Source organism: Bordetella trematum (genome assembly GCF_900078335.1).
Lineage (GTDB): Bacteria > Pseudomonadota > Gammaproteobacteria > Burkholderiales > Burkholderiaceae_B > Bordetella > Bordetella trematum.
In genome coordinates this window covers 1-16,626 of the sequence record NZ_FKBR01000018.1, presented here as the reverse complement: position 1 = coordinate 16,626, position 16,626 = coordinate 1, and the positions used below count along the sequence as shown (strand labels likewise).

The window sequence follows — 16,626 nt, the reverse complement described above, 5'->3', positions numbered from 1 at the left end:
ACTTCTGTCGGCGCGAAGGTGCGCCTGATTGCCGGCGTGAGCCATGTGGCTACGATGCCGGATTTTTATGGGTTCAGCCATGACATAAGCCAAAGGCGGAACGATTCACGGATGTCGGCAAGATCCCTGTGGGGAAATGGCGGACGTGCCCGTTGCGTCAGGCGTTCTGGCTGCGTGCAGCAGACAGGCGCATGCTTGCGGGACCCGGGCCGGGAAGTCGGTGTTATTAGGTGGCGGCTCGGGTTGGCCCTGGGCGGGGCCGTCAGGGGAGTGGCCAGGGGTGGCCATCGCAGGATTCAGGCAGTTGGCGTCTGGCGCCAGTATCCGGTTTCGGAGCCGGAGGGAGGAATGCGATCAGGTATCTTCGGAGCGCATGCCGTTGCCGTCATCTTATTGCTTTCGGCTTGGCGCGTCGGGGGTGAACCCGGCGCTGGGGTCTGCGAGGCAAAGCCGGAGCTTTGGTTCTGACGGCGGGCTGCTTTCAATGCAGCCAGTTCAGGTGGGCAGATTTTTGCCAATAGGTAATACTAAGAGGTAAAGATAGTTATGTCAAGTACTTCGACCCAGGTACGATTTAGCCTGGCATGGCTTGGCCTACAATCGGCAGGCCGGGTGCCCCACCCAACGACGGACTTACGATGCATTCACCGTTTCATCACAGCAAGACCTTCATTGCGCTGCTGATCGCCGTATCGCTGGCATTCATCTGGTTATTGTGGCCCTTCTATGGGGCGATTTTCTGGGGCACCATCCTCGCCATCATCTTTTCACCGCTGCACCGCAAGCTGGCCGCCCGGCTGGCGCCGCGCAACAACCTGGCGGCCCTGTTGTCGCTGTTGCTGGTGCTGATGGTGGTGATCGTTCCGCTGACGCTCATTACGGGCTCGCTGGCGCAGGAAGGCATGGCCCTGTATCAGCGCATGAAGTCGGGCTCGCTGAACTTCGGCGCGTATTTTCAACAGGTCATGGAAGCCATGCCGCCGGCGGTCCACTCGCTGCTGGCACGATTTGACCTGGCCGATCTGGGTAGCGTGCAGGAGAAACTCTCCAACGGCGCCATGCAGGCCAGCCAGTTCATGGCAACCCAGCTGCTGGATATCGGCCAGGACACCGCGCACTTCCTGATCGGCTTCGGGATCATGCTGTACCTGCTGTTTTTCCTGTTGCGCGATGGGTCGCGCCTGTCGCGCCGGCTGCGCCGGGCCGTTCCCCTGGAAGACAGCTACAAGGCGCACCTGTTTCGCAAGTTCACGACGGTGGTGCGCGCCACGGTCAAAGGCAATATTGCCGTGGCCGCGGTGCAGGGGGCGCTGGGAGGCGTGACCTTCTGGGCGCTTGGCATCCAGGGGGCTTTGCTCTGGGGCGTAGTCATGGCATTTCTGTCGTTGCTGCCTGCGGTCGGGGCGGGCCTGATCTGGGCTCCGGTGGCCGTCTATTTCCTGGTGTCGGGGGCGGTCTGGCAGGGCGTGGTGCTGATTCTGGTCGGCGTGCTGGTCATCGGGATGGTCGACAATGTGCTGCGTCCGGTGCTGGTGGGCAAGGACACCAAGCTGCCCGATTATGTGATTCTGATATCGACATTGGGCGGGATGTCGATTTTCGGCCTGAACGGCTTTGTCATCGGCCCGCTGATCGCGGCGCTTTTTGTGGCTTGTTGGGATCTTTTCTCTCCGCCGGATCCTGCAGACCTGCCGCCCCAGGACAAGGACGATAAACACAAGGATGCCCGGCCGTAGGCGGCCCGTCGCGGCGGCATCGTCAGAGAGGTTGTCATGTTTTTGCCGGAAAAGACCCTAATCGCAGCCTTCGATGTGGATGCGCAGAAGAGTTTCACGCCGCTGTGCCCGGATGAGCTGCCCGTGCCTGGCGGGCACGAGATCGTGGCCGAATTGAATGCTCAGGCCGGTCTGGCCGCCTGCCGTCTGGGCTCCAAGGATGCGCACAGCCCCATGGCGATCTGGCGCGCCACCGCGCAGACACCCATGCTGACCCCGCTGGATGCGGCGCAGGCCGATCTGCACTGGAATATGCATTGTGTGCCAGGAACGCCGGGCTTCGAGTTGCTCGATGGGCTGCCGGCGCCGGTGGACTACGATTTCTTCGTCTGGAAAGGCGTGGAACCCGACATGCATCCCTACGGCGCCTGTTATCACGATTTGCAAGAGCGGCGTTCGACCGGCGTGATCGAGTTCCTGCGCGCACGGGGAATCACGACGGTCATCGTGGGCGGCCTGGCGCTGGATTACTGCGTCAAGACCACGGCGCTGCAGTTGCGCCGCGCCGGTCTGGATGTGGTGATCAATCTCGCCGCCTGCCGGGCGATTGCGCCGCAAAGCGCGGCCAGCGCGATGGTCGAGCTGGCGCAGGCCGGGGTGCGCAACGTCGCCGACGCTTCGTGTCTGGCGCCGGCCCGGGCTTGAGAAAGGATATTCGCGATGGGCGAGGCCGCTGACACCATCCATCTGCGCCCCTTGGAGCGCAGCGATCTGCACTTCGTGCATGTGCTGAACAACAATGACGCCATCATGCGTTACTGGTTCGAGGAGCCCTACGAGGCGTACGACGAACTGGTCGCCCTGTATGACCGGCACATCCATGATCAGTTCGAGCGGCGCTTCATCGTCGAGCGCAGCGGTGGCGAGCGTATCGGCCTGGTCGAGCTGGTCGAGATCAACCATATTCACCGGCGGGCCGAGTTCCAGATCATCATTGCGCCGTCCTTTCAGGGCCATGGCTACGCCAAGGCGGCGACGCGGGTGGCCATCGGCTATGCCTTCCGCGTTCTGAACCTGCATAAAGTCTTTCTGGTGGTCGACAAGGACAACCTCGCCGCCGTGCACATCTATCAGGCTTGCGGGTTTTCGGTCGAAGGGGAGCTGCGCGAGGAGTTCTTCTCCAATGGGCGCTACCGGGACGCCTTGCGCATGGGGATCCTGCAGGCCGAATACCTGCAGAGCTATGGCGGCATTCCCGATCACGCGTCGGTGCTGCACGACTGGCGTACCCAGAATACCGCCTGAGGCGCGTCAGTGGCGCGGCTGCAGCCCGATCAGCGCCATGCCCCCCAGCGCCAGCAGCGCGCCGGCGATGTCCCAGCGGGTCAGCGGCACACCCTCTACCCAGTACAGCCACAGCAAGGCGATGGTGATGTACATGCCGCCATAGGCGGCGTAGGTGCGTCCGGCCGCGCTGGGGTGCAGGGTCAGCAACCCGGCGAACAGCGCCAGCGCCAGGGCGGCCGGGACCAGCAACCAGGGGCTGCGCCCCTGGGTCACGACCAGCCACGGCAGATAGCAACCGACAATTTCAGCCACGGCGGTGACGGCAAACAGAAGGGCGAGTTTCAGTAGAGCGAACATGACGCGACAGGCTGGGCTGGCCGCAGGGCTGGCGTTCCTGCCTGCCCTGCGGAGGGGTTACATGCCTTCGAGCACGCAGGCATTGCGACCGCGCGCCTTGGCCGCATAGAGCGCCTGATCGGCGCGCTTGAGCAGGCGCTGGTAGTCGGGATGCCCGTCATGGGCGGCCACGCCGACGCTCATGGTGACGCGTTGCTGCGAACCGTCGGGCAGCGACATGGGCTTGTCGGCCAGCCGCAGGCGCAGGCTCTCGGCGACCTGCAAGGCCTGCTGCGCGGTGGCATCGACCAGCACCACCAGAAACTCTTCGCCACCCAGGCGGAAGGTATAGTCGCCGCCGCGGCTATAGGTCGAGATCAGGCTGGCCACCTGTTGCAGCACGAAGTCGCCGGCATCATGACCATGCTCATCATTGACGCGCTTGAAGAAGTCGACATCGACCATCAGCACCGACAGCGGCGAGCCGGTCTTGCGTGCGTAGGCGACCTCCTTGCTCATCACGACATGCAGGTATTTTCGGTTGAGCAGATGGGTCAGGGTGTCGCGACCCGACTCCAGCTGGCTGGCTTTCTCGAACAGCGCATCGACCAGATAGCCGATGGCTTTCGCGCCGTCGCGCAAAGCGTGCAGCAATTCAATTCGGCTGGTGGTGTCGGCGGTATCGGCTTCGTCGAGCATGCGGTCGAGCTCGATGATGTTCTGCTTGGCCTCTTCCGCCTCGCGCGTGCCTTCGAAGGCGTGGGCTGCCTTGTGGTTGAACCACAGACCGAACTCGGATTTGCTCAGGCGCGGCAGCGAGCTGCCGTTCTGCCCGACAGACAGACCGAAAAGCAACTGGTTTTCCCAGTCCAGCAGTGCGGCGCGTTGGCGTTCTTTTTCGGTGCCGATGTTCTGCGACAGGCTCAGCAGGCGATAGCCTTCTTCGGCGCGGGCATTGCGGTCATGCGAGGCGGCGTAGGCCATCGACATCAGTTCGACCGCAAACAGCATGATTTCGCTGATGAAGTTGCCTGTGCTCCAGCGTTGGGCCGGGCTCAGGCTGGCGTCGTCGGCGAGGATGCTCTGCATGCGCCGGATAAGCGCACGGGTGCCGCGCATGACCAGATGAACGGGGATGTTGATGCGCGCATGCACTTCGCCCACCCGTTGCTGGAAAGCGACGGTCGCTTCGAATTCCTGTGTCAGCGCGGCGCCGAAGATCGAGCGCATCCATGCCTGCAGGGATGCGTGCAGTTTTTCCTGGACCAGTTTGTCGGAAAGGAAAAAAGCGGCCGCGTCATCAGCCAGCATCGACTCATAGAAATAATCAGCGAGGCTCCTGGCGTGTTCGACGACACGCTCGTGCGCAAGATGGATGGTTTCGCTGGAGTACTGGGCACAAGTGGCTTTCCAGCGCAGGACATACGTGGCGGTTGGGGAGTTCAAGACGTCGGAGATGTCAAAAGTGGGCCAGGCTCGGAGTGCTGGCGGTGGGGCATTCAGGTTGTTGAGGCTTGTCGCACGATACGGTTTCTGCCACCGTGTTTTGCCTGGTACAGCAGGATATCGGCGCGCCGCATCCAGATGGACACCGTGTCCCCAGTTTGTAGCATAGTCAGGCCCGTGCTGGCGGTAATCTGGTGGTCTTCGTGGATGTCGGGGATTTTGCTGTCGTGCAGCGCCCGGCTCAGGCAAAGGGCAAGCTCGTGGGCTTCGGCAGGTTCTGCGGGCACGACGACGGCGAACTCTTCGCCGCCCACCCGGCCGGTCAGCGCCTGATCGCCCGCGCAGTCCCGGATCAAGCGGCCCATCAGGCGCAATACTGTGTCGCCCACGGCGTGGCCGTAGCGGTCATTGAAGGACTTGAAGTGATCGATGTCGATGAGCAGCAGCGTGTAGGGCTGGCGTGGGGCCCGCGTGATCAGGGCTTCCAGTCTTTCGTCGAACGCGCGTCGGTTCCACAGGCCGGTCAGGCCATCGATATCGCGATCGTTGCGCATCCGGGTGAACATATCGGCCACGCTGGCGGCAAACAGCAGCAGCGCCAGCACCAGGCCCATGAGAACCAGGGACACCTGCAGGATGAGGTCGAAGGCCTGGCTGCCCAGCCAATCCGGCACGATCAGATAGGCTGGCAGGGCCTGGGTGAGCAGGGGGCGGCCAAAGAAGCTCAGGCCGAACAGCAGGAGGATCCAGAAGATGCCCCGGTCAATGAGGCTGCCGCGCAAGGCGTGGCGGATGCGCCAGGCGACGGCGCACAGCACCAGCCCGATGCCGAAATTCAAGGCATAGCTGCGCAGAGCGGGCTCGGGCGAGGCATAGCAGAAGTAGCTGTTCACCAGCCAGATCCCGGCCATGGCGAGGATCAGCCAGCGTTTGGCGCGCCGGCCGTAGCGCACGGCGAGTCCGGCTGCCAGGCTGGTAATGCTGGCCAGCATGGCGGCGGTTGAAACGATGTTGTTCAGGCCCGGGTCGGCCGGCCAGCGCAGGATCTGCATCGCCGCACCCGTTGCGTAAAGCAGGAAGGCGCTTGCCAGCAGAATGAGATAGCTGCGGCGATCATGGAACTTCCAGAGGCAGAAAAAGGTGCCTGAGATGACAATGGCAATGGCTGGGCTTCCCAGCGTCAGGACCTGCGTGGTGCTTAAATTCTGAATCACGGCGGCAAGCCAAGTAAGGCAATGGGCCAGGCGCGGCGCGGCCCTGGCCAGATCGGGTGCTGCGTTGGGGGACTATGCGGAAATGGTGGGGGCCGCGCCAGGTCTGACCTGCGGGGCGGGAAGGGCGAGTGGCGCCGAAGCGGCATTCGCGGAAAACAGCGGGCGATCCATCAACGACTCCTGTAAAGGGCGCGCGGTCGCGCCTGGCATCAGTCAGTAGAAGGCAATGCGTGAATCTTGCTGGGCGGGTCGGAAACCCGTTGCGCGGGTAATGTCAATCTCGATCTCACGGCTGCCTGGTCGCATCGTGGGGGGATGGCGAGGCTTTGATCGGAGCGGACAGGCAGCTGGCATTCTGGCCAGGGCTGCGCCTGATTAATGCCCCGGGGGCGTTGGCCCTATTAGTTGTTGCACAATTCCGGGATCGATAATGGGACGCGCAGCGCAGTATCGTACCGCAGTTGGGAGTAAATTAATATGGGCCTGTTTCAAATCCATATTAATTCCTCTATTAATCTCCATGTATCGGCAGAGATGATTCGTGATTAATGTTTTATTGTTTTCAGATTAATTCACATTAATTCATCTGTCGGTAAATATTTGATTTTTTCCGTATTCCGGACTGCCGGCCCCGGAGGGGGCCGGCAGGGGGTATCAGCCCTTGGGCTGCAGGCGGCCCAATACAAAGCCGTCGACCTCGCTCAGCCGGCCTCGCCACAAAGTCGGTTGCTCGCTGATGGGTTCACCATCCGTGGTGAAAAACAGCGCATCGCTCAGATGGATGTAGTTGGGCAGGGGCTCGACAGGCTGTGGCAGGCGGAAAACGTCGCCCAGTTCGGCCAACGTGCGGCGCACGCTTTCGCGGTCATCCGTGTCAGCTTGCAGGGCGCTGGCGAACCCGTCGGCAAAGCGGTCGAAATAATCTGCGCCCGAGATGATGGTCCCGCCCAACAACATGCCGCCCATCTGCAGGGTCACCCCGATTCCTTGCAGGCCGTCGCCGTTGTTGACCAGGTTTACCAGGAATTGCAGAAAAGCATCTGATTGGGGAGTAGCGTGAGCGCGGGTGTTTGCCATGGGGGTCGTGGTGCAGGGAAAGCCCCATTATCGGCGTCGTCCCGGCCCGCAAAGGGCCGAGAAAACACCTAAATCCCCCGTAGTCTGGCGTCAATGCGGAGCGGGCCCGGGCTGCCGCGTGGCAGGGTAGCCCGGGGCCTTGCGGGGCAGCGGGTTCAGATCAGCGCTTCGATCAGATATGGCCCCTTGCGGGACAGGCCTTGCTCCAGTGCCTGGGTAAAGGCTTCGACAGTGTCGACCCTGACGGCCTCGACGCCCATGCCCGCGGCCAGATGGACCCAGTTCAGGCTGGGATCCTGGATGTCCAGCATGCGCAACGCGTTGTGGCCGGGCGATTGCACGCCGACGTTTTTCATCTCGCCGTGCAGTGTGGCGTATGAGCGGTTGGCCAGCACGATGGTCAGACAGTCGAGATGCTCGCGGGCCTGGGTCCAGAGCGCCTGCACGGTGTACATGCCGCTGCCGTCGGCCTGCAGGGTGATGACCTTGCGGTCGGGGCAGGCGACAGCGGCCCCGGTGGCCATGGGCAGCCCGATACCGATGGCGCCGCCGGTCAGTTGCAGCCAGTCGTGGGGGGCGGAAACGGCATTGCTGATGCCGAATTCGCGCCCCTGCGTGATCGATTCGTCGCAAACGATGGCGTTCTCCGGCAGTCGCCTGGCGGTGATCAGGCATACGGCTGCACCGGTGAGCGCACCGGATCGCGGGATCTCGGTGGCGATCTCGACGGGGGGCAGGCCGGGCGCGCTGGGGGACACGCCCAGTTCATCGGCCAGCCATTCCAGCGCCTGGAGCAGATCCTGTTCGGGCGTGGCCATCACGATGGGGGCGTGCTCCTGAGGGGCCAGCAGGCTGGGCTTGCCCGGATAGGCGAAGAAGGCGACCGGGGCGGCGGCGCCGACCAGGATCAGTTGTTGCACGTCATTCAGGGCAGCCAGCGCCTGGTCGACGGGGTAGGGAATGCGGGTGACGGGCGTACGCCCCAATCCGCGCTGCACGCGGCGGTTCGAGGTCGGCGACAGCAGGCGCACCCCGGTGGCCTGTGCGATACGGCCGGCGACCGACAGCGCCGGCTCGCGCAGGGCCGTGCCGCCCAACAGCAAGGCCGTGCGCTTGCCGCTGCGAATGGCCTGGGCGGCCGCGCGCAGCATGGCCGCATCGGCGGGAGCGGCTGCTTCTTGCGCAGCAACGACCGGAGCAGGGGAGTTGGCGGGCAGCTCGCCCCAGGCCGCGTCGGCCGGCAGGATCAGGGTGGCGATGTTGCCCGGCGCCTGGCGGGCAATGCGCACCGCTTCGGCGGTGTCTGCCGACAGCGCCTGCGCCGTCAGGCTGCGGTGCACCCAATGCGACATCGGTTGCGCCACGCCTTCGACGTCGCTGGTGAGCGGCGCGTCGTACCGAACGTGGTAGGTGGCGTGATCGCCCACGACATTGACCATGGGCGTGCGCGCGCGCTTGGCATTATGCAGATTGGCCAGACCATTGCCCAGGCCGGGGCCCAGGTGCAGCAACGTGGCGGCCGGTTTGTCGGCCATGCGCGCATAGCCATCGGCGGCGCCGGTCACGACGCCTTCGAACAGGCCCAGAACGCAGCGCATGCGCGGTTTGCGATCCAGTGCCGCGACGAAATGCATCTCGGAGGTGCCAGGATTGGCAAAGCAGACATCGACATCGTTGGCAAGCAGGGTATCGCAAAGACTATCAGCACCGTTCATGGGTAGATCCGTGGTTTGCGTTGGACAGGCGCGGGGGACGCCGCGCGCGAGGTAAAGAGGCCATGATAGAAAGACTGCGCGTTTGCGGACAGGTCCACTCTGATGCGCCGGCATGGGGCCGTTGCCAGCCGCCTTTCCTGTTGCGTTGCGGCATGCCGGTTGACAGGTCTGCGCCGCGCTCGGTAACTTGCCCCACTGTGAACCTTCTTTCCAATTCTGATTCTTCGTGTCGCCCGGCCATGCTGCAGCAGTTTTCGTGCAACCAGGCAGGGCGCGATATCGCCGTGGGGGATATCCATGGCTGCTTCGGCAAGCTGGAGGCCGCCTTGCGCCGGATCGGCTTTGCCGCAGAAACGGATCGCTTGTTCGCCGTGGGCGACCTGGTCGATCGCGGGCCTGAATCGCATCGGGTGATGGAGTGGCTGCGCTACCCGTGGTTTCATGCCGTGAGCGGCAACCACGAGCAGCTGGCGTGGCGCAGGGCCTTGGGCGACCCCGTGCCGGACATCGACCATGTGAGGCATGGCGGGCAATGGCTGGATCTCCTGGATACGCCTGAACAGCTGGAGCTTGGCCGGCAGTTGCGCGCCTTGCCGCTGCTCATCGAGGTCGAGACCCGCCTGGGGCCGGTCGGGTTGGTGCACGCCGACTTCCCTTATGACGATTGGCGCGTCGCCCATACGGGGGGATTCAGCGTCGAGGACGAGGAAACCTGTCTTTGGTCCATGGCCCGCTACCGCAGCCAATACCATCAGCCCATTCGTCATGTGCGCGCCGTGGTGCACGGGCATCTGACCCTGCCGCGCATGACGCAACTGGGCAACGTCCTTTATATCGACACCGGCGGCTGGCGTAACGACGGCCATTTCACGCTGCTTGATCTGCATACGCTGAAGCCTGCCCGTTGATCCGTAGTGGCGTGCTGCCGGCGACCCTGTAGTATGTCGGGCAGGTTCCCTTTCGCTCGTGCGCCCATGTCCCAGGATGCATTGATTCCCTTGGCGTTCAGATTGCTCGATGACCTGTATGGCGGCGTGGCTTCCCCTGAGGCGTGGCCGCAGGCCGTGCGTGGCCTCGGGGTGGCGCTGGGAGGTGTGGCGGTGTCCGTCCTGACGCATCACCGGCCCTCCGACCGCCTGAGCATCGTCGATGCGGGGACGTTGCCCGACGGGGTCATGGCAGGTTTCCAGGAAATGAACGCCAGCGATCCGGCCCGTGCGGCGGCGTCCAGCCTGGCGGCCGGTCACATCTATGTCGATCATGAGTTTCACGGCGAGGCCGCCCTGCAGCGCCTGGCGTTCTATCGCGATTTTCTGAATCCGTTGGGCATGGGGCGTTATGCCGTATTGCCGGCCGGCGCGGATGCGCAATACACCCATGTGGTGTCGGTCTTGCGAGAGGCCGGTCGGGGCGGCTTCAGCATCGAAGAGCGACGCCTGATGCGGCTCCTGCAGCCGCACTTGCGGCATGCCCTTGATCTGCGTCAGCAGCTGTCACGGTGGCAGGCGCGAACGCATTGGGTCGAGCGCAGTCTCGATGCGCTGCGCAGCCCGGTCCTGGCCTGTTCCCTGCGGGGCGATATCGTCATGGCCAATGCGGCGGGCAGACAATGGCTGGCGCAGGCGGACTGCCCCCTTGGCAAGGGCGAACCGTCCAGGGCGCTGCGTGGTTTGCTGCGGCGCGCTTGCGGCGAGGGGGTGGAGATGGCTGCGGCGGGGACGTTGCTGTTGGGCCCGGGGGAGGTGCTCGTGGCCTTGCCCCTGGCGCCGCGTGAGCAGGCCGGGCGCGACGCCCTGGCGCTGGTGGCGGTGCAGGGCGTGCGCTGGCGTGCGGCGGTGCCGGGCGAGATGTTGCGGGCGCTGTTCGGCCTGACGCCGGCGGAATCCCGGTTGCTCAGGCAATTGGCGCTGCATGACGCACCCCTGACGGAGCACGCCGGTCAGTTGCAGTTGTCCTTGAACACGCTGCGCACGCAGCTGAAGGCGATCTTTCAGAAGACCCATTGCCGACGGCAGTCCGACCTGCTGCGGCTGGTGGATCAACTGGGGCTCTTCGGGGCTGCCTGCTCTGCGGATCAGGAGCGTGGCGCAAAGGGAGAGTTCGGCGAGGTCGGCCGGGCGCAGAGTGACTTGAATTCCTCTGATTCCCAGGGAATGGGGAAGAACTCGCCGTCGTCCGCCCGGACGTAGGGGGAATTTTCCGTGCGTCTTTTGTGGAGCACGCCGATCAGTTCCCGCCCCATGTATTGATAGATCACATCCAGGTTGAGGCAGGCGGTATCGAGCAGCGCCCTGGTGTCGCCCATGTCGATGCGCTTGCCGTCCGGCAGCACATAGCTTAGATACAGATTGGCCGAGTAGCGTTGAACCATGCCCTCCTGTTGCTGGGCGGCGCGATTGGGCTCATGGTCGTAGAAAAAGGTATAGATGAAACCCTGGTTGTTCGTGAAGGGCCGAACGTTGTCGCGGCCAGTGTTCAGGGCAACGAATTCCTGCCAGGGCCGTGTGCGTGAAGGGTCGATGTTGACCATGCCGCTGCTGTTGCCGCCCATGCGGACCGCAACGTATACCGGGGTGCCTCGCTTGCGCAACAAGGTGTCGGCATGGGTATAGGCCTGTTCGCTGGACGTGGGGGGATGGTACCCACGCTTGAGCGTGGCAAAGTCTTCAGAATCTTGCGTGCCCGGTACCGATGCGCAACCGGCAAGAGCGCTGATAGCGGCTGCACCCAGCAGCGACAGGATGGTTTTCATTTTCTCCCCCATGGGCGCCGGCACACAGGCCGCGCCCTCGTTTTATCAATGTCCGGCTCGCCCTCGCGATGGCGTCATGGCGATGTGCGAGCATCATGCCACGCAGCGGGGGATGCGCATCACCCGAAGCGGTGATGCCGGAGATCATGAGGCCGGCAAGAACGCCCGCTCAACGGGGTGTCGGGCCAGCTGGCGAGCGGCCAGTGCGTTCGCGTAGTCGTACTTCTTTTCTATGCACGGAAAATACGAGCCGGGGGGCTGTCGTTCGTGGATTGCCCTGCGGGGAGAGGGGAGGGCTTGGGGTGAGCGCGGAGCACGTATTTGTCCCGCTATAGTTTCCCTCTTGTCCTGATCGTACGTTTCTGCGGGGGGATATTTATGGCCAAAGCCGAATTAATTCGATTGGCACCCATTTTCAGGTTCACTATCGTGGGTCGAATCGGGGAGCAGTTCTCCAATCATCCATTAAAAAGGAATCCGGGATGAGATTGTTTGGCAAGGCTTTGATGTTTTCCTTGAGCTTGCTGGTCGCCGCCTGCGGGATGCTGTCTTCTCCCTTCGAAGGGGTTAATGACGAGAAAGTGGCACGCATGCAGCTTGCCGACTCGATAAAGACCAGCGATCTCTATGGGGCCTGGGCGATCTCGGATGAAGACCCCATCGATTTCCTCTATCTGGTGGTTTTCATGCCGAATCACATGGGCGTGCTTTATCTCACCATGGATGAAAAGGATGGCAAGCCGGAATCCGTCTATACGGAGGCGTTGACCTGGAAGTTCAACGAGAAAACCCGGGTGTTCACCATGCATTCCACCGAGAGAAAATCGGTCGTGAATGGAAAGCCGGAAAAGATTGAAAAAATAAACGAGGTAAAGGACTATAAAACCAAGATGTACATGCTGGATGGCAAGCGACTTGCCGTTCAGTTTGAAGGCGATGGCAAGACGGATAACAGGAAATATATTTTCCTGAGAATGGAAGACGAAACCTATTACAAACTGGTCAAGGGTGTGCCAGGGTTGCCGCGCTTGAAGTAATCCTGCATCTCAAAAAAGCCGGCTCCTGCAATCATGAGGGGCCGGCTTTTTTTGTTGATTCGTGTGCGGGGTGCAGCGGGACAACTATCCGTCGGATAGCTTCAATTCCGATACATAGTCTTCTAAGCTGCCCTTAATTGAGCGCGGGTTGCATGTCAGTTCTGCGATGCTAGGGCTCCCTTTGAGAACATTCACTCCTGTCGTCGTTGTCTGCTCATGAGAGTCGTAGGATGTTGATACTATGTATTTATATTCCCCATTCGGGAATGTCAACGAATGGTTGTGGTATCTCCCGAAACCGTCCCATGCAAAAAGTTCGATATTTCTTTTTGGAACCGTGATTCTCAACTCGGGCGTTCCTTTTTTTGGCCCATAAGAATATGTAAGATTTTCATTTTTTTGCGTGATTTGAAGAAATTTCTTGTTTTTTTCTATAGTGCAAGAAAAAATTTCTTCTGCTGCCGCCCCTGAGCTTGCGAGGGTGATGAGGCTTGCGGCTACTACATTGCAGTAATTTTTCATCCTGATCTGGCTCCTTCAGATGCCGATTTTTCTTGCGGTTCTCCCGTGCTGCAGCCATCTCATTATCTGTTGTGTGTGAGATCCCGGGCAAGCAGCGATCTATTTGGGCTGACTGCCCAAGATGTCCAGAATACGTTCTATCTCGACTGAGGCAGTGACAAGGCGTAGCCGAGATCCGTCGGCAAATAACGTCTAACTCTACTGGCACAGCGCAATTTTCATTAGCTGCTCAACCTGAGCAGGTTCTGCTGGGTCCATACAGCCCTGCTCATGCTGTCTGCTTTGGTCATTGCACTGGTCAGGTCTCAGCGGCCAATGATGGCCTCAAATTCTGGAACTGCCTCGCCGCTGCCGGTGAGGGTGTTGTACGCGACCTTGGCCTGCGGAGCTTTCTTCTTTTTGACGATGAGCTTTTCAGCCCCAATTTTTCAGCTTCTTGTGGATGTACCGCCTGACTTCATAGTATGCGGAGCACTGGGGTAGTTGCGGAGCAAAACAAAAGGCCCTCACCGAAGTGAGGGCCTTGAATTCTCTGGTGGCGCATCCCTGATTCGAACAGGGGACCTGCGGATTATGATTCAGTTTGATGGCAACGCATTGATGGTGCTTTGTCTTTGCAATCAATTTGTTAGGTCATTCTTCAACCGCTATGCATATGCTATGTTTTGCTATGCGGTTGACGCTTTGTTGACACCAAAATCTCATACACCAACTAACCTTTCATATTATGAAAGTGATTTATTGCCGATTCAATTCTAGATAAAAAAACTGAGAATCCGTTAAAGTTGATTTTTTCAGAGAATCTTTCAATTACCTGAGTTGCAAAAACAGATTTCCCATAAAACATATCTATGCTTGCTTTATCGTCTGGATTAAATTTTTTCCCATCAACCAAAATTTTTTTTGTGTCTTTATCAAAACAATCTTCAATCATGGAGTGTTGACCATGTTTAGCTATTGGGGTAGGTACTATATATAAATTTTCCCCAGCATATATATATTCCTCAGCAGGGGAAATTTGCCTATTTAGAATTTCCCTTAACTTAGAGTAGATTCCCTTCGCACCAGAATCATTATCTATAATCATGATAACTGGATGATTTAGTTCCAATGCTGTAAATTTACTTATTCCGCTCAAATAAGAATTAATAAACTTCGGAAAATCTCCAGTACCACCACTCAAGCCCAGTATCCGGCCCGTACTGGTTTCAGCATATTTATAAAACCTGACTTTCATTTTAAAACTATCGACACCAACCCTCTCCCCAAGCAATTGATGTTGACCAGCCAGACTTTTAATAGCACATTTCAGATAAATATTATCTGTCTTTCCTTCGCAAAGAATTATAGGTCTCGTAGATAGATAGAAATCCTTGTAAAGAAGAAATTTTCTATATGTTTTTTCTTTTTGCGTGATGCTTGCTGCCTCAAGTCCCTGCCTAAGAACGTTGTTTTGGTCGATGCTATCAATAAATCCAAGCATTCCATGCAACTGATTCAGCGTTCCCTCAGGAAACTCGTCCATTGGTGCAACCCCTGCTTTTGGGATAAAAAAGGTTCCTTTTGAAAAAAGGCTATGCACCATAGCTCGAACTTGCTTTCTATACTCTGATCTAACGTTTATTTTTTTATTCACAACCAAACCAGTAACGCTTTGTCTGGATGTTTTGTATTGCATTCTGGTTTTATTTTTATTCTCAGAAAACTTATTTGTTTTCAATATATCAGATAATTCTTTTCCGACACTCCATCCATGCCCCTCATCATCTTTGGCTGCTATGGAAGAAGGAAATTTTTTTTTGTTTGTTGAAAAGGTTATGTCGTCAGCATAGCGAGTGTAAGAGCAACCATTTTTAATGGCTAAAGATAGTAATCGCACATCTAAAATATGTCCAATTATATTAGATATAACAGGAGAGCAAGGACTTCCTTGTGGCAACGAGTTTTCGTGGCAACATATCTGTGCAATTATGGTTGCTATCTTTGGATCAAGTTCAAACCGATTGTCTTTTATGAAAAACCCACGCACCCTACCAAAATTTATTGACCCAAAAAAATCTTTAATGTCAATATTAAAAATATAGCGCTTCGCTCTATGAACCTCTGCGTTTGTAATTATGTTTCTTTTTTTCTCAAATCCATGCGACATGGGATCAACATAACTATTTTCTGATCGCAGTTCATCTAGGCAGTTCTGCAATAAATTAGAAAGATTCTTTTGTAGACGCTTAAGCTTAGGGATTGGTGATTTTATTGTTCTAGTGCCACCACCCTTCTTCGGTATTTCAAAAGATGAGTATTTATCAGATTCATCAATGACATACAAAATATAAGACAATTTTCCTGCCTTGTAATTCAACAAGGTAGAAATATCGTAAATATCTTTGGCCGCTTTAAGTTTTTTTAATTGTGTCATAAAGGGAGGGGGATGGGTGGCCCACAAGCACTCCTAAGCGTATGCAATGGATATATCCCAGTCAACTACTAGGGATTATGGGGCGTACAGGAGCAATGCTCCTGCCGTTGTTGTCACTTGCCACGAAACAATGGCAAAAAAATCTGCTTATGGGCCAAAACTATGATACCAGCAGTATCGCTTTGATTCAATTCAAAGTTTGACATCAGATAGCTCCACGCTCGCCGCTTGGCAGGGTTGCAGGGTAAAAACACCCTGCAACCCAACCAACAGCGTGTGTGATCAGAGGTGTGTCAAGGATTCGCTTCGCCGGGTACTCACCCGGTCCCGGCAAGCCGGGCTGCGGCTTCCGTGCCCGTCCTTGACATGGCACACGCAGTCTAGGTAAGTTGCTCTGTTATGTTCTCTCCGACGATAGACAATGCAAGACACGTTACGCCTGCGCCGCTTCAATCTGAATACACAGGGACGAGACTTCGCAGTTGGCGACATTCACGGCTGTTTCAGCAAGCTGGATACTGCGCTGCGTAAGGTGCGCTTTTCAGCGGAACGTGATCGGCTGTTTGCCGTTGGTGATCTGGTAGACCGGGGGCCAGAGTCAGCTCTGGTGCTGGAATGGCTTGCGCAACCTTGGTTTCATCCCGTCTGTGGCAATCACGACCTGATGACATGGCGCCGGGCGTCGGGTGATCCACTGCCAGATATTGACCATGCCGCGCACGGCGGGGAATGGCTCGACAGTCTGGATGAACTGACGCACCAACGCATTGCACAAAGTCTGCGTGAGTTGCCGTTAGCGATTGAAGTGGACACGGCAGATGGGCCAGTAGGCATCATCCATGCCGACTTCCCATATGACGATTGGCAAGCCGTATACGAACACCAATTCAGCGCCGAGGACGAAGATACCTGCCTGTGGTCTATCGACCGCTACCGTACCGGGTACAAGCAGCCAGTCCGCAGTGTTCGCGCCATCGTGCATGGTCACATGACCGTGAGCAAGATGGCGCAATTGGGTAACGTGTTTTTCATCGACACCGGGGGATGGCGCGGTAATGCCCCCGTTTTGCACGGGTTTCAAAAGTAGAAACTATGCGGCCATGGCCAGC

15 protein-coding genes are annotated in these 16,626 nt (G+C 58.4%); 7 read left to right on the top strand and 8 right to left on the bottom strand.

The genetic code is table 11. The annotated features are described in order from the left end of the window. The first annotated feature begins 638 nt into the window (after positions 1-638). Genes A7V84_RS08425 through speG form a run of 3 tightly spaced genes read left to right on the top strand, consistent with a single transcriptional unit; the run spans position 639 to position 3,020 of the window. The gene (locus A7V84_RS08425) at positions 639-1,736 is read left to right on the top strand and encodes an AI-2E family transporter (protein WP_025514567.1); all 1,098 of its coding nucleotides are present in this window, start codon (positions 639-641) and stop codon (positions 1,734-1,736) included. A gap of 36 nt (positions 1,737-1,772) precedes the next feature. Beyond that, entirely contained in the window at positions 1,773-2,420 is a 648-nt protein-coding gene (locus A7V84_RS08420) for an isochorismatase family protein (RefSeq protein WP_033534882.1), read from the top strand. A 15-nt stretch (positions 2,421-2,435) separates the two neighbouring features. Beyond that, positions 2,436-3,020 carry a spermidine N1-acetyltransferase gene (speG, locus tag A7V84_RS08415; protein ID WP_063492361.1) on the top strand — a complete coding sequence of 195 codons (585 nt, stop codon included), beginning with the start codon at positions 2,436-2,438 and terminating at the stop codon, positions 3,018-3,020. A gap of 6 nt (positions 3,021-3,026) precedes the next feature. Here the strand turns inward: speG and A7V84_RS08410 are convergent, their stop codons facing one another. From A7V84_RS08410 to A7V84_RS08390, 5 genes are all read right to left on the bottom strand, one after another. Then, positions 3,027-3,359 carry a YnfA family protein gene (locus A7V84_RS08410; protein ID WP_025514578.1) on the bottom strand — a complete coding sequence of 111 codons (333 nt, stop codon included), beginning with the start codon at positions 3,357-3,359 and terminating at the stop codon, positions 3,027-3,029. A 57-nt stretch (positions 3,360-3,416) separates the two neighbouring features. Further along, positions 3,417-4,784, bottom strand: coding sequence for a diguanylate cyclase (locus A7V84_RS08405; RefSeq protein ID WP_025514580.1), 1,368 nt, complete (start codon positions 4,782-4,784; stop codon positions 3,417-3,419). 53 nt (positions 4,785-4,837) lie between these two features. Next, a complete protein-coding gene (locus A7V84_RS08400) occupies positions 4,838-5,998 on the bottom strand; it encodes a GGDEF domain-containing protein (RefSeq protein ID WP_025514582.1) in 1,161 nt (386 codons plus the stop codon). Positions 5,999-6,652: 654 nt separating this feature from the next. After that, entirely contained in the window at positions 6,653-7,075 is a 423-nt protein-coding gene (gene gvpU / locus A7V84_RS21655; RefSeq protein ID WP_212760488.1) for a gas vesicle accessory protein GvpU, read from the bottom strand. 155 nt (positions 7,076-7,230) lie between these two features. Then, positions 7,231-8,790, bottom strand: a complete 1,560-nt coding sequence (locus A7V84_RS08390) for an acetolactate synthase large subunit (RefSeq protein ID WP_063492360.1) — start codon at positions 8,788-8,790, stop codon at positions 7,231-7,233. A 239-nt stretch (positions 8,791-9,029) separates the two neighbouring features. On the opposite strand from A7V84_RS08390, the gene A7V84_RS08385 reads away from it, so the two are divergent. Together A7V84_RS08385 and A7V84_RS08380 are read left to right on the top strand one after the other, a co-directional pair. Beyond that, positions 9,030-9,698: a metallophosphoesterase gene (locus tag A7V84_RS08385; protein ID WP_025514587.1), complete on the top strand. Its 669-nt coding sequence runs from the start codon at positions 9,030-9,032 to the stop codon at positions 9,696-9,698. A gap of 66 nt (positions 9,699-9,764) precedes the next feature. Further along, a complete protein-coding gene (locus A7V84_RS08380; RefSeq protein ID WP_127070835.1) occupies positions 9,765-10,979 on the top strand; it encodes a helix-turn-helix transcriptional regulator in 1,215 nt (404 codons plus the stop codon). Here A7V84_RS08380 and A7V84_RS21085 read toward each other — a convergent pair. After that, positions 10,865-11,542, bottom strand: coding sequence for a hypothetical protein (locus A7V84_RS21085; protein ID WP_127070833.1), 678 nt, complete (start codon positions 11,540-11,542; stop codon positions 10,865-10,867). The two genes, A7V84_RS08380 and A7V84_RS21085, sit on opposite strands and share 115 nt — an antisense overlap. Positions 11,543-12,024: 482 nt before the next feature. On the opposite strand from A7V84_RS21085, the gene A7V84_RS08375 reads away from it, so the two are divergent. Then, the gene (locus tag A7V84_RS08375) at positions 12,025-12,579 is read left to right on the top strand and encodes an HAD family hydrolase (RefSeq protein WP_033534879.1); all 555 of its coding nucleotides are present in this window, start codon (positions 12,025-12,027) and stop codon (positions 12,577-12,579) included. Between the two features lie 84 nt (positions 12,580-12,663). Here A7V84_RS08375 and A7V84_RS21080 read toward each other — a convergent pair whose 3' ends face one another. Together A7V84_RS21080 and A7V84_RS20650 are read right to left on the bottom strand one after the other, a co-directional pair. Next, a complete protein-coding gene (locus A7V84_RS21080) occupies positions 12,664-13,101 on the bottom strand; it encodes a hypothetical protein (protein ID WP_127070829.1) in 438 nt (145 codons plus the stop codon). Positions 13,102-13,813: 712 nt separating this feature from the next. Next, positions 13,814-15,544, bottom strand: coding sequence for a retron Ec67 family RNA-directed DNA polymerase/endonuclease (locus A7V84_RS20650; RefSeq protein ID WP_127070827.1), 1,731 nt, complete (start codon positions 15,542-15,544; stop codon positions 13,814-13,816). Between the two features lie 394 nt (positions 15,545-15,938). Here A7V84_RS20650 and A7V84_RS08370 point away from each other — a divergent pair, with 394 nt between their 5' ends. Then, positions 15,939-16,604, top strand: a complete 666-nt coding sequence (locus A7V84_RS08370) for a metallophosphoesterase (protein ID WP_063492359.1) — start codon at positions 15,939-15,941, stop codon at positions 16,602-16,604. Positions 16,605-16,626 lie beyond the last annotated feature (22 nt).

Bases quoted from the DNA above. Each gene is read 5' to 3' on its own strand.
- A7V84_RS08425 (WP_025514567.1), top strand. From the start codon at position 639: ATGCATTCACCGTTTCATCACAGCAAGACCTTCATTGCGCTGCTGATC.
- A7V84_RS08420 (WP_033534882.1), top strand. From the start codon at position 1,773: ATGTTTTTGCCGGAAAAGACCCTAATCGCAGCCTTCGATGTGGATGCG.
- speG (WP_063492361.1), top strand. From the start codon at position 2,436: ATGGGCGAGGCCGCTGACACCATCCATCTGCGCCCCTTGGAGCGCAGC.
- A7V84_RS08410 (WP_025514578.1), bottom strand. From the start codon at position 3,359: ATGTTCGCTCTACTGAAACTCGCCCTTCTGTTTGCCGTCACCGCCGTG.
- gvpU (WP_212760488.1), bottom strand. From the start codon at position 7,075: ATGGCAAACACCCGCGCTCACGCTACTCCCCAATCAGATGCTTTTCTG.
- A7V84_RS08390 (WP_063492360.1), bottom strand. From the start codon at position 8,790: ATGAACGGTGCTGATAGTCTTTGCGATACCCTGCTTGCCAACGATGTC.
- A7V84_RS08385 (WP_025514587.1), top strand. From the start codon at position 9,030: ATGCTGCAGCAGTTTTCGTGCAACCAGGCAGGGCGCGATATCGCCGTG.
- A7V84_RS08380 (WP_127070835.1), top strand. From the start codon at position 9,765: ATGTCCCAGGATGCATTGATTCCCTTGGCGTTCAGATTGCTCGATGAC.
- A7V84_RS21085 (WP_127070833.1), bottom strand. From the start codon at position 11,542: ATGAAAACCATCCTGTCGCTGCTGGGTGCAGCCGCTATCAGCGCTCTT.
- A7V84_RS08375 (WP_033534879.1), top strand. From the start codon at position 12,025: ATGAGATTGTTTGGCAAGGCTTTGATGTTTTCCTTGAGCTTGCTGGTC.
- A7V84_RS21080 (WP_127070829.1), bottom strand. From the start codon at position 13,101: ATGAAAAATTACTGCAATGTAGTAGCCGCAAGCCTCATCACCCTCGCA.
- A7V84_RS08370 (WP_063492359.1), top strand. From the start codon at position 15,939: ATGCAAGACACGTTACGCCTGCGCCGCTTCAATCTGAATACACAGGGA.